The 12,744-nt window shown below is 57.5% G+C and carries 11 protein-coding genes; 5 read left to right on the plus strand and 6 right to left on the minus strand.

The features are described from left to right. Positions 1 to 68 precede the first annotated feature (68 nt). From Q5Y71_RS03425 to Q5Y71_RS03450, 6 genes are all read right to left on the minus strand, one after another. The gene (locus Q5Y71_RS03425) at positions 69 to 647 is read right to left on the minus strand and encodes an aminodeoxychorismate/anthranilate synthase component II (protein WP_306040106.1); all 579 of its coding nucleotides are present in this window, start codon (positions 645 to 647) and stop codon (positions 69 to 71) included. Then, the gene (locus Q5Y71_RS03430; protein WP_306040108.1) at positions 647 to 1,507 is read right to left on the minus strand and encodes an ion transporter; all 861 of its coding nucleotides are present in this window, start codon (positions 1,505 to 1,507) and stop codon (positions 647 to 649) included. Before Q5Y71_RS03430 ends, Q5Y71_RS03425 begins: the two co-directional genes overlap by 1 nt. Then, positions 1,494 to 3,005 (minus strand): anthranilate synthase component I, encoded by a 1,512-nt coding sequence (gene trpE / locus Q5Y71_RS03435; protein ID WP_306040110.1) that lies wholly within the window; start codon positions 3,003 to 3,005, stop codon positions 1,494 to 1,496. The genes Q5Y71_RS03430 and trpE overlap by 14 nt, the downstream gene beginning before the upstream one ends. A 236-nt stretch (positions 3,006 to 3,241) precedes the next feature. Continuing rightward, complete coding sequence (gene rpe, locus Q5Y71_RS03440) at positions 3,242 to 3,904, minus strand: ribulose-phosphate 3-epimerase (RefSeq protein ID WP_306040112.1); 663 nt, start codon at positions 3,902 to 3,904, stop codon at positions 3,242 to 3,244. A gap of 18 nt (positions 3,905 to 3,922) precedes the next feature. Further along, entirely contained in the window at positions 3,923 to 4,630 is a 708-nt protein-coding gene (locus Q5Y71_RS03445; RefSeq protein WP_306040114.1) for a nucleotidyltransferase family protein, read from the minus strand. A 52-nt stretch (positions 4,631 to 4,682) separates the two neighbouring features. Then, positions 4,683 to 5,756, minus strand: coding sequence for an aminoglycoside phosphotransferase family protein (locus tag Q5Y71_RS03450; protein WP_306040116.1), 1,074 nt, complete (start codon positions 5,754 to 5,756; stop codon positions 4,683 to 4,685). Between the two features lie 219 nt (positions 5,757 to 5,975). Between Q5Y71_RS03450 and Q5Y71_RS03455 the strand changes: the two genes are divergently transcribed. The 5 genes from Q5Y71_RS03455 to Q5Y71_RS03475 all read left to right on the plus strand — a co-directional run bounded on the left by Q5Y71_RS03455 (position 5,976) and on the right by Q5Y71_RS03475 (position 12,684). Beyond that, positions 5,976 to 8,576: an LPS-assembly protein LptD gene (locus Q5Y71_RS03455; protein WP_306040118.1), complete on the plus strand. Its 2,601-nt coding sequence runs from the start codon at positions 5,976 to 5,978 to the stop codon at positions 8,574 to 8,576. Further along, positions 8,573 to 9,919 carry a peptidylprolyl isomerase gene (locus tag Q5Y71_RS03460; protein WP_306040120.1) on the plus strand — a complete coding sequence of 449 codons (1,347 nt, stop codon included), beginning with the start codon at positions 8,573 to 8,575 and terminating at the stop codon, positions 9,917 to 9,919. Before Q5Y71_RS03455 ends, Q5Y71_RS03460 begins: the two co-directional genes overlap by 4 nt. A gap of 70 nt (positions 9,920 to 9,989) precedes the next feature. Then, complete coding sequence (gene pdxA / locus Q5Y71_RS03465; RefSeq protein WP_306040122.1) at positions 9,990 to 10,976, plus strand: 4-hydroxythreonine-4-phosphate dehydrogenase PdxA; 987 nt, start codon at positions 9,990 to 9,992, stop codon at positions 10,974 to 10,976. A 64-nt stretch (positions 10,977 to 11,040) separates the two neighbouring features. Then, complete coding sequence (gene rsmA / locus Q5Y71_RS03470; RefSeq protein ID WP_306040123.1) at positions 11,041 to 11,841, plus strand: 16S rRNA (adenine(1518)-N(6)/adenine(1519)-N(6))-dimethyltransferase RsmA; 801 nt, start codon at positions 11,041 to 11,043, stop codon at positions 11,839 to 11,841. Between the two features lie 30 nt (positions 11,842 to 11,871). Then, entirely contained in the window at positions 11,872 to 12,684 is an 813-nt protein-coding gene (locus Q5Y71_RS03475) for a symmetrical bis(5'-nucleosyl)-tetraphosphatase (protein ID WP_306040125.1), read from the plus strand. The last annotated feature ends 60 nt before the right edge of the window (positions 12,685 to 12,744 follow it).

The following is a 12,744-nucleotide window of genomic DNA, read 5'->3' on the forward strand; positions in this document are numbered from 1 at the left end:
GGCCCTGCTCTGTGGTTTATTGTGCAGGACAGGCAGCGGCCTGTCCTGCAATCGTTTGTCCCAGAAAATCAGGACTCGAGAAAATTCCGCACCATGTCGTGGCCGTGCACGGTGAGAATGGACTCGGGGTGAAACTGCACCCCCTCAACCGCCAGTTCACGGTGGCGCAACCCCATGATTTCATCGATCTCACCGTCTTCGGTTTCAGTCCAGGCGGTAATCTCCAGGCATTCCGGAAGACTCTGCTTCTCCACCACCAGGGAATGGTAGCGGGTCGCCTCGAAAGGATTGGACAGACCGTGAAATACCCCCAGGTTATTGTGCACGATAGGGGAGGTTTTACCATGCATTACCCGACGCGCACGCACCACCCTGCCGCCAAAGATCTGACCGATACTCTGGTGGCCGAGGCAAATCCCCAGTATCGGAATCCTGCCGGCAAAACGGCGAATCACATCAAGGGAAATACCCGCCTCATTGGGCGTGCAGGGCCCCGGGGAGATCACAATTTTCTCCGGGGACATTGCTTCAATCTCCTCAAGGGCAAACTCGTCATTGCGCTTGACCTCAACCTGCGCGCCCAGTTCCTGCAGATACTGCACCACATTCCAGGTAAAGGAATCGTAGTTGTCTATCATCAGAATCATTACCCGGCCCCCATTACCTTTGCTGAATAATCACTTGCCTCCATGCGCTTTTGCAGGCGCACCAGGGACACCTGGGTTGCGCGCAGCTCCCGCAGTATCTCTGCTTGGCTCGGCGGCAGGCGCAACTCGTCCATGCGGCGCAGCTTGGCCTCCTCCAGATTATTGAGCACAACCCCAATAAACAGATTAATCATTACAAAGGCGCCCATCACTACGAAGCTGACAAAATAGACCCAGGCCCAGGGCATCGCCTCCATAGCGATATACATAATGTCGGTCCAGTCCTCGAAGGTAACAATGCGAAACAGGCTCAGCAGGGCAATTGGCAGGCTGCGCCAGTGTACGGGATCAATTTCATGGAAGAGAAAATAACCGGCCACGCCGTAGATATAAAAAATAATCCCCATCAATAGCGCAATATGCAGCATGCTCGGCAGGCTGCGCAGCAGGGTATCCACGAGAACGCGCAATTCCGGAAAAGCGGAAACCAGGCGCAAAACCCGCAGAACGCGCACCAGTCGTGCCAGGGTTGCCAGTGGCCCCGCGGCGGGAATCAGGCTCAAGACGATAATGGTGAAATCAAAACAATTCCAGCCGCTGGTAAAATAGCGCCACGGGCGCGATCCATAAGCGACGATCTTGACCGCCGCCTCCAGAATAAACACCCCCAGCACCAGCTGGTTGATGCCACCGAGCAACAGGCCAAAACGCTCCACCATCCAACTGGAAGTCTCCAGTCCAACCGCAATCCCATTGAGTAAAATTACGCCAATAATCGTCTGATTAAACAGCGGTGCTGCAACAATACGCTGGCAGCGTGCGGCAAAGGAGAACTTTTGGGGAATACTAACTTCGCTCATCTTGCTCGGTCTTTACTGCATCACAACGACTGGCCAGGGCCATACCTGCAGCGCGGAACAGCGCACGGGCCTTATTCATGGTTTCGTCCCATTCAGATTGGGGGTCGGAGTCCGCCACCAGACCGGCGCCGGCCTGGATAAACAGCCGGCCATTTTTGATCACGGCAGTGCGGATCGCAATGGCGGTGTCCATATTGCCATTCCAGGCCACATAACCCACGGCGCCACCATAGATGCCGCGTTTTTCCGGCTCCAATTCATCAATGATTTCCATCGCGCGGATCTTTGGCGCCCCAGACAGGGTGCCAGCAGGCAGGGCAGCACGCAAGGCATCCATACCGCTCAGGCCAGCTCTGAGATGGCCGGTCACATTAGAGGTGATATGCATGACATGGGAATAGCGTTCCACCACCATCTGCTCAGTCACCCGCACACTGCCGGTTTCCGCCACACGCCCTACGTCGTTGCGCCCCAGATCGATCAGCATCAGGTGTTCAGCCCGCTCCTTGGGGTCGGCCAGCAACTCCTTTTCCAGAGCCTGATCCTCTGACTCCGAAGCGCCGCGACGGCGGGTGCCCGCCAGGGGACGCACCGTTATTTCCCCCTCCTCCATGCGTACCAGGATCTCGGGACTGGACCCCACCACCTGGTGGTCCCCCAGATCGAGAAAATACATATAGGGGGAAGGATTGAGACTGCGCAGGGCGCGGTAGAGATTCAATGGCGGTGCATCGAAAGGTACGGACAACCGTTGCGACGGCACCACCTGCATGACATCACCGGCCAGGACATATTCCTTAACCCGCGCTACCGCTTTCTTGAAATTCCCTTCACCAAAGTGGGAGTGGAAGGCGCCCTCGTCGATCCCCATGCCGTCGAGGTCCATAGACACCAGATTCGGCAGCGGCTGTGCAAGCCTGCTGACCAGCTGATCCAGGCGCTGCTGCGCCCGCTCGAAAGCAGCCGACTGCTCCGGATCGGCATGGACGATAAAGATCACCGCACCGGCCAAGTTGTCGAACACCACCAGCTCATCACTGACCATCAGCAAAATATCGGGATTGTCCAGAGTATCCGGTGGCACGCTGAGGGCCAGGCGCGGTTCAATATAGCGCACGCAATCGTAGCCGAAATAGCCTACCAGCCCACCGTGGAAGCGCGGCAGGTTGGGCAATTCCGGCACCCGGTAACGTTTCTGAAAACGCTCCACAAACGCCAGCGGATCCGCCGAGGTTTCACTCTCCACCACTTCCCCATCCCGTTCCACGACCACCATATTGCCGCTTACCCTCAACAGGGTCCGCGCCGGCAACCCGATAATGGAATAGCGGCCCCATTTTTCGCCCCCCTGCACAGATTCGAACAGGTAACTGTAGCGCCCCACCGCGAGCTTCAGGTACGTGGATAACGGCGTTTCGATATCCGCCAGTACACGGCGCACCAGCGGTATCCGGTTATAGCCCGAAGACACGAGCCGGGCGTATTCACTTGGGGTCATAGAGACTCCAGTTTGTCTTTGTATTGCTTGGCTAGGCGCGCCCGGTTAATGGCAGCGCTTAAGGGGAGGACGGCCGAATTGGCAGTGACTACCGATTGAGCCTCAACGGGTCAGTGGCACCATCGCCAGTGGATAGTCAGGGGGGCAACACGATTCACGGAGATTCCCTCTTTACAAGGTGTACCAGTTTACAAAGCCCCCGAGCGGTGGGCAAGAACCCGCTCGCGGGGCATTGATCAACCCAGGCTACTGCGCAGAGCGCCAATGGCCTCAGCGTAGTCCGCTGTTCCAAAGATGGCGGACCCCGCCACAAAGGTGTCGGCGCCAGCGGCGGCGATGTCCGCAATGTTGTCCCGATTGACGCCCCCGTCAATTTCCAGTCGAATATCAAAGCCGGAGGCATCGATCATTCTGCGCGCCTCACTGAGTTTGGCCAGGGTTGACGGTATAAACTTCTGGCCCCCAAAGCCCGGATTTACCGACATAAGCAGGATCATATCCAGCTTGTCCATGACATATTTGGCCGCATCCAGGCTGCTGGCCGGATTGAGTGCCAGGCCAGCTTTGCAGCCGAGGCTGCGGATCAACTGCAGGGAGCGGTCCGGGTGACGGGAGGCCTCTGGATGGAAGGTGATATAGTTGGCGCCGGCATCGGCAAACATACGAATCATGTCATCGACCGGCTCCACCATCAGGTGCACATCAATCGGAGCCTCGATGCCGTGTTCACGCAGAGCCTGGCACACCATGGGACCAATAGTGAGATTCGGCACATAGCGATTATCCATAACGTCGAAGTGCACCCAATCAGCTCCGGCTGACAACACCGTTTCCACCTCTTCCCCCAGCCGCGCGAAGTCGGCGGAGAGGATGGATGGGGCAATCTTGTATTCTGGCATTTCAATACCCTTAGTCACTCAGTATTCCGCGGCCAACCGGCGGTGCAGTTGCTCCAGGCGCTCCGGGGTACCCACATCACACCAATCCCCTGTGTACAACTCTGCCTGCAACCTGCCTTCATTCAAGGTAAACACCTCCCCCAGACCAAAGCAATCTCGCAATTTCGCATAGTCGGTGAGCATCTCCGGTCGCAACCAGCTGATACCGGCAAAAGTGTAGCGGGGCCTGGAGCCACCCGACAGCAGCCCCCGCTCAATACCGAAATCACCCTCCGGATTGTGCGGGGGGTTTGGCACCATCAGCAACCGTCCCGGACAGTGTTTCGATAGCGGTCGGGCCACCCACTGGGACAGGTCAAAGTCACACCAGACATCGCCATTGACCACCAGAAAAGGGGCATCCCCCAAAAGGGGCATGGCCTTGAGGATACCGCCGGCGGTCCCCAGGGGTTGCTCTTCATGCTCCACCGAATAGCGAATATCCAGCCCCCAGCGCTCTCCTCCGCCCAGGTAATCCCGGATTTTTTGCCCGAGATAGCCGAGGTTAATCACCACAAGCCGGACACCGATACCCCGCAGACGCTCCAGCGCGTGTTCTATCAGTGGCTTTCCGGCAACAGACAGCAGAGGTTTTGGTATTTGGTCCGTGAGCGGGCGCATGCGGCGCCCGAAGCCTGCGGCCAGCACCATGGCGATGGCCGGGGGAGTCTCTCTGCGCTGGGTCATCTCATTAATCTATACAATGTGCTTGCAACGTATTTTGTGTAGCCTGCCTATGCTAGCTTCCGGCCATACGGTAATCGCTGTACCAGGGTTGTCGCTCGATCAGTGGCAGCAGCTCACTGCCAAACCATTCGCCAAAGGGTTTCAATTCAGGATAGCGTTCTGAGATTTCCAACACATAGCGAATCACCAGCGGTAGATTCTGCAAATATCCCCGCTTCCCATCCCGTAGTAACAGGCGCGGAAACAGGCCGAGTACCTTAATATGGCGCTGCAGGCCCATCCAATCGAACCAGCGTATGAACCTTTCCTGAGCCACAGGTTCCAAAATCCCCGCCGATTCGGCAGTGGCGGCATAGGCCAGGGCCCAGCGCACGACCCGTTCGCGCGGCCAGCGTATATAACAATCGCGCAACAGGGAGGCAAGATCGTAAGTGACCGGTCCCCAGACAGCATCCTGAAAATCCATAACCCCGGGGCGCTGCCCCCCCCGGACCATCAGGTTACGACTGTGGTAGTCCCTGTGCACCAGGGTCTGAGGCTGCTCGGCAGCACTTTCCAATAAAAGCTGGAAGGTCATCTCCAGTAACTGTACCTCCGGTTCACTGAGGGAATAGCCAAGCATTTTTCCCGCCAGCCATTCCGGCATAATACGCATCTCCGCCAGTAACAGTTCCCGGCTGTAGGCTGGCAACAGCGCTTCTTCGCGGGGTATCTGCTGCAAACACAGCAGCTCGCTCAGAATTTCTGCGTAAAGGCCCTCAACGCTGTCTTTATTGAGCGCGCAGAATAACTGGATATCCCCGAGATCTTCCAACAGGAGGAAGCCCTTCGCGGTATCCGCCGCAATCACCATCGGAGTATGGATGCCATTGCGCCGCAGGTAATCCGCTAGAGCCACAAAGCGGGCGGGATTCGTGCGCTGAGGTGGGGAGTCGACGGCCACCAGGCGGGGTTCAGTACCGGTGCGGAAGTAACGCCGGAAGCCCGCATCTCCGGCGAGATCGAAGAGCGCAGCAGCCCTGTCCATTTCCAGGGCTCGACCCACCCAGCGAGCCAACTGCTCGCGCCGCAGGTCATCACGCACAACATACCCCTCTTCCATCCCACCGGCCAACCGCTTCTTCATACCCCGGAAGTTTCCCATTTCCCAGGCTGCATTGTAACCCTGTAGCCATTCACGTCCAGCGGCGGCGATACACCCTTCCCCTGTACCCGCCCTGTGGCTATCAACCACTTCTACATTCAAGTAGAATCACGCGAAGGTTGTTGCGCGCCCCGGCTGGATAGCTGTCGCACGCTTATCCCAATAAAAGACACACTCAAGATAGCCGGAACATATCGTTTGATGCTCGAAGTCTCCCGGTGGCACCGCCTCGCGCTGGCGATCGCTAAAAACTCGCAAGCCCGCACCCTCACCATCGGCCTGATCGCTGCGCAATCCCTGTGTGCCCACGCTGAGCAGGCGCCCACGGCAGATCCGGACTACAACCCCTATCTGTATCTGGACTGGCTGCCCCGTTCAGAACTATCCCCAGAGATGCGAGCCAGACTACCAGCGATTTGCTCGGGCGCCTTTGTCGCCCCTCCCAGGCGCTATCCGGGAGCGGACCTACCACCAGAGACGGCTCCGCTGCGCGCCACTGCCGAGCAGTCCATGTGGCTGGAAGACGGCAGTGCAGAACTGAGCGGCAATGTGCATATCACCCAGGGATACCGCCAGCTGTTTGCGGACCGGGTGGAGATCAATCGCGCCAATAATACCGCCTACCTGAGCGGCGCTATCGAACTGCGCGAGCCCGATCTACTGGTGCGCGGCGCCACGGCAGAGGTGCACACAGAAAGTAACGCAGCTTCAATCGATGACGCCACCTACGTGGTACACGACGCGTTTATTCACGGCACCGCCGCCTTCGCTGCCCGCCAGGCGAGTGGCGAACTGAGCCTGACAGACGGCACCTACACCCGCTGTGAACCGGGCAGGGAGTTCTGGCGTCTGAGCGGCGGTGAAATCAATATCGATAGAGTCGAGAGCCAGGGGGTAGCGCGGGATGTGCGCCTGGAAATTCTGGGCGTACCGGTTCTCTACCTCCCCTATTTTCGCTTCCCGGTAGACGATGCCCGCATGTCGGGGTTTCTGTTTCCCTCAGTGAGTAACAGCGATGAAAACGGTTGGGACGCTGCCATCCCCTACTATTGGAATATTGCCCCTCAGATGGACGCGACTATTACGCCGCGCTATATCCAATACCGCGGAACCGGCCTGGAAGTCGAATTTCGCCACCTGAGCCCCGTGTTCAACACCGTTGTGCGCGCAGCGGATTTGCCCAATGACAAGGGGGGCAACGACGATCTCTCCCGCGAACTGATCGACAGGGGTTTTCCGCAAGCGCTGGTACTGCCATACAAGGGAGAGGACCGCTGGCTGTTTAGCCTCGAACAGGCAGGAGGCTACAGCGGCAGTGTCTGGCGCACCAATATCGATTATACCAAGGTCAGTGACCCCGATTACTTCCGCGATCTAAGCCCCGCCAACCTGGCAATCAGTGCCGAAACCAAGGTCAACCAGACGGTACAGGGCAGCCTCAACTTTGAGCACTGGCGAGTCAGACTTCGGGCGCAGGACTACCAGGTACTGGAAAATGACGTCTTTGATGCTTTTGCCCAATTGCCGCGCCTGGATGTGGACGGCAAGTACCGCTGGGGCGACTGGCTGTTATCCCTGCAAAACGAAGCCACGGTATGGGATCATCAGGATACCCAGACAATCACATTTATACGGGATATAGACGATCCCGACAGCGTAACCAGTCGAACCCGGGATTTTATTAACGCGGACCGGCTGCGCCTGGATTACGAACTCCAATGGGACAAGGAGTGGATCTGGGGCTATTTCAAGCCCGGCATAGCTGCACGGTACCTGGGTTACCGAGTCAGCGACCTGTTCCTGCCCGAGGATGCCAATAATACCCCGAGTGCCTCCGCCGGCCAGTTTACCCTGGACACGGGCCTCTATTTTGAGCGGGATGGATATCTTTTCAACCGCGATTATATCCAGACCCTTGAGCCCCGCTTATTCGCCCTGATCAGCAGCAGTGCCAACCAGAGTGACTTTTTCGATATCAGCGGAGATGACATTAACAACATTGGCCCGATCGACCCTTTGAGTAATAACCTGCTCTACGATACCTCGCTGTTCACCTCCAGTTATGACCAACTGTTCCGGGACAGCCGTTTTACCGGAAATGACCGTATAGACGATGCCGACCGAATTGCACTGGGCCTGACCACACGCTTTATCGACCCCGTCAGTGGGCGTGAATTATTCTCCGCCAGCGTCGGCCAGGCCTTCTATTCGAGCAACTCACAAATCGGCTTGAGGGAACTCATTGAGAATACACCCCGCTCCGAGCTGGCCGCTCAACTGCAGAGTCGGCCCTTGCAATCCCTGCGTATTAACAGCGAACTTGTCTACGATGACACCGAGCACAACATCAACCGCGGCAACTTCAACCTGCGCTACTTTGACGATGATGCCAGGATTTTTAACCTCGGGTACAACTACGTTCGAAATGACGCAATCAGGGTAATCGAGGACGGTAACGAGGTGGACTCCTCCACCCGGCAGCTGAACAGCTCCGCCGTCCTGCCCATCAGCGCCCACACCGCTATACTGGCTGGCGCGGCCTATGATCTGACTTTGGATCGGGAACTGGAATACCTGGCGGGTATCGAATATGACGACTGTTGCTATCGTGCGCGGCTGGTGTGGCGTCGCACCCTGGACAATAATCTGGCAGGGATAGTGGCGGCAGAGGATCTGGAGTACGACGAGGGTGTCTTTCTCGAGATACAACTGAAAGGTCTGGCCGGCTTCGGCGCAACCGTTACCCAAATACTGACCCAGGGGATCGCCAACTTTGACCAGAGAGAAGAGCTGAAACCGTGAAGAGAATAACGCAGAAAGTCACCTCGACATTCATCCTGTCCTCCATGCTCGCTGCCTGCGTCCTGATCGGGGGCCCTGTCACAGCGCAGGTACAAACACTTGACCAGGTGGTCGCAGTTGTCGACGACGATGTCGTAATGGCCAGCGAGCTGGTGCAGCGCATGAATACGATTACAGCCCAGATTCAGGCCCAACAGATGCAGGCGCCTCCGGTGGATATTCTGCGCCGGCAGGTACTGGAGCAGCTGATTATAGAGCGGCTGCAATTGCAAATGGCTTCCCGGGCCGGCGTCACCATTTCCGAGGCGGAACTTGATCAGGCGATCGCCCGGGTACAGCAGAATGCCGGGGTCAGTCCGGAAGCATTTCGCCAGCGCTTGCGCGCAGATGGCATGAGCATGAAAAACTTTCGCCAGCAAATCCGCCAGGAACTCATGATTCGCCGCGTGGAGCAGGGCAGTGTCAACCGGCGTATTCAAATCACCGAACAGGATATCGACAACTTTCTCCGCTCCAAGGAAGGGGCTTTCTGGCGCTCCCCCCAGTATGAACTCGGCCATATCCTGATACCCATCAGCTCCAGTGCCCCCGCCAGTGAGGTCACACAGGCCCGTGAGAAGGCGGAAGAACTGGTGCAACGGGCCCGCGAAGGCACCGACTTCCGCCAGCTCGCCATCGCCAACTCCGCCGGGCAAAACGCCCTTGCCGGTGGCGATTTGGGCTGGCGCAAAACCGTAGAGTTGCCCACCCTGTTTGCCGATGCGCTCAATGGCCTCAAGGTGGGAGAGGTCACTGACCCCTTCCGCAGTGATGCCGGTTTTCACATACTCAAGATCCACGCCCAGAAAGGCGCCGGTGAGCAGTTGGTTGAGCAGACCAAGGTGCGCCATATACTGCTCAAGCCCTCCGCCATTCTCACCGACGACGAAGCCTACAACAAATTGATCGGGCTGCGTAAAGAAGCCATGGCCAGTGAGAACTTTGCCGAATTGGCGCGCGAAAACTCAGAAGATATTGGCTCCATGCTTTCCGGTGGCGATCTCGGCTGGTCCATGCCCGGGCAATTCGTCCCCGAGTTTACCCAGGCCATGAACACGACCAGTATCGGTGAAATCAGCCTGCCCTTTCGCAGCCAGTTTGGCTGGCACATCCTGATGGTGGAGGGCCGCCGCAAGCAGGATATGACGGACCAATATATCCGCAATCAGGCCGCCAATTTGTTGCGCAATCGTCGCTACGAAGAGGAACTGCAGAATTGGCGTCGTGAAATTCGCGACCAGGCCTATGTGGAAATCAAACTGTCTGAGGAAAAAGAAGCCAGTTCTGACAGTGAACAACGGTAAAGGCCCGGTATTGCGGCAAAGCCAGCCCCTTGAACGGGTTTGTTGATGCGCTTAGGAAACCGCCAGCTCGATGATACCCAGAATTGCCCTCACGCCCGGCGAACCGGCCGGCATCGGTCCGGAGCTGGTAGTTAAACTGGCGCAACGGGGCAGTGCAGCGCAGCTGGTTGCCGTCGCCGATCCAGCGCTGCTGCGCCAGGTGGCGATAAACGCAAATCTTCCCCTGCAACTGTTGCCCTTTACCCCGCAATCCCCTGCCCTTGAGACACCGCCCGGCAATCTCTATGTTCAGGCGGTACCCATGGCGGAGCCGGGACTGCCCGGTGTTCTGAATATCGCCAATGCACCGTATGTCCTGGAAACCCTGAGAGCAGCCACGCGGGGTTGCCTCGGACGGCACTTTGATGCCCTGGTCACCGGTCCTGTGCACAAGGGGATCATCAATGACGCCGGCATCCCCTTTAGCGGGCATACCGAATTCCTTGCCGGTCTGGCCGGTGTCGGGCAGGTGGTTATGATGCTTTCCGCCAAAGGGCTGCGCGTCGCCCTGGCCACCACGCACCTCCCCCTGAAAGATGTCAGTACTGCCATTACCGGCTCGCACCTGGAGCAGGTTATCGGGATTTTGTACCAAAGCCTGCGCACCCAGTTCTGTATAGACTCACCTTGTATCGGGGTATGCGGGCTGAATCCCCACGCCGGGGAGGGCGGCCACCTGGGACGGGAGGAACTGGAGATTATCGAGCCCGCACTGACCAGACTGCGCGCACAGGGTTTACACCTGATCGGTCCCCTACCCGCCGATACCCTGTTTACACCACCCCAACTGGCCCGCTGCGACGCCGTATTGGCCATGTACCACGATCAGGGACTGCCGGTGTTAAAATTCAAAGGGTTCGGCAGCGCCGTCAATATCACACTGGGCCTGCCCTTTATACGCACCTCCGTCGATCACGGTACAGCGCTGGATATTGCCGGTACAGGCCGCGCCAGTGATGGCAGCCTGATGGCGGCCCTGTCCGAGGCGGTTCAGTTGGCAAAACTCCAGAAACCCTGACAGCCCACACGGCATCCCCAATAACTCACCGCCCTTAATGACACCTTGAACGACAGATTATTTGATGGACAACTTTTTCCAGCACAAGGCCCGCAAGCGCTTCGGGCAAAACTTTTTGATTGACGAAACGATTATCGAGCGCATAGTGCGCGCCATTGCACCCAGGGCGTCAGACAGGCTTGTCGAGATCGGTCCCGGCCAGGGCGCCATCACCGAACTGCTCCTGCAGCACTGCCCCAGCCTGACCGCTGTGGAATTGGACCGGGACCTGGTTCCTCTCTTGCAATTCAAGTTCAGGGAATATCCGCAATTTCAGGTTATCGAGCAGGATGCCCTGAAGTTCGACTTTGGCAGCATTGCGGCAAAGAGTGCTCTGCGCATAGTCGGCAACCTGCCCTACAATATTTCCACGCCACTGCTGTTTCACTTGCTCAGTTTCAAAGGCAAGGTGCAGGACATGCACTTTATGCTGCAAAAGGAAGTCGTGGACCGCCTGAGCGCCACACCGGGCACCAAATCCTACGGCCGCCTGAGTGTCATGGCGCAATATCACTGTCGTGTGCAGGGGCTTTTCCCCGTACCCGCGCGATCATTCCGGCCAGCGCCCAAAGTGGAATCCGCCATTGTACGCCTCACCCCCCACAGCCCCCCACCCTGTTCCGCCAAGGACGAAAGATTGTTGGGACAAATCGTCAATACCGCTTTCCAGCAGCGCCGCAAAACGCTGCGCAATGCCCTGAAACCCCTGTTTCCGGAACTTGAGCCAGAATCAGTGCCACTGGATATGAGTCGCCGACCGGAGACACTCAGCGTGGGGGATTTTGTACAATTGGCAAACACCTGTTTTGAACGCAACCCGGAATAAGCGTCAAATAGGGCATGATGGGAAGATACATTGGCCACTTACGCCGTTGGTGATATTCAGGGCTGCTACAAACCGCTGCAGCGCCTGTTAAAAAACATTCCATTCCGCTTTGACCGCGACAAACTATGGATCGCCGGGGATATGGTGCACCGCGGGGACGACAGCCTCGGTACCCTGCGTTTCCTGTACGATCACCGGCACCAGGTCACCGCAGTGCTCGGCAACCACGACCTGCACCTGCTGGCACTGGCCCACGGTGCCAAACGGCTTTCAAAAAAGGAACAGGATTTAACCCGGGTGCTACAGGCCAAGGATGCGGACAAGCTGCTCAGCTGGCTGCAAAACCTGCCCCTGCTTGTACACAGGAAAGGTTACACCATGGTACATGCGGGTATTCCACCGATTTGGGGTATTACAAAAGCCGGGGAACTGGCCCGTGAAGTGCACCGGGCCCTTGCCGATACATCTATGGCCAAGGCTTATTTCTACGGTATGTACGGCAATGAGCCGCACTGCTGGAATGATCACCTCTTCGGTATCGAGCGGCTGCGCTCCATCACCAATTACCTTACCCGCATGCGCTTTTGTAAAGCGGATGGCACCCTGGATCTTGTCACCAAGCGCGGTCCACTGGCTGCCCATGGGGAATACAAACCCTGGTTCAGTTTTGCCAATAGAAAAACCCGGGATGACAAAATCCTTTTTGGCCACTGGGCCGCCCTGGAAGGGCGCGCAAATACCAAAAATATATATGCCCTGGATACAGGCTGTGTTTGGGGTGGCTGCCTGACCGCCATGCGACTCGGTGACGAACAGTTTTTTTGTACGGACTGTCGTGCGTGATCGGCTCACAGAAGTGCATACAGGGCATAGCGAGGGCAGCCCGGGATACGTTTTTTAAAA

It is taken from the genome of Microbulbifer sp. 2205BS26-8 (genome assembly GCF_030731025.1).
GTDB classification, from domain to species: Bacteria; Pseudomonadota; Gammaproteobacteria; order Pseudomonadales; family Cellvibrionaceae; genus Microbulbifer; species Microbulbifer spongiae.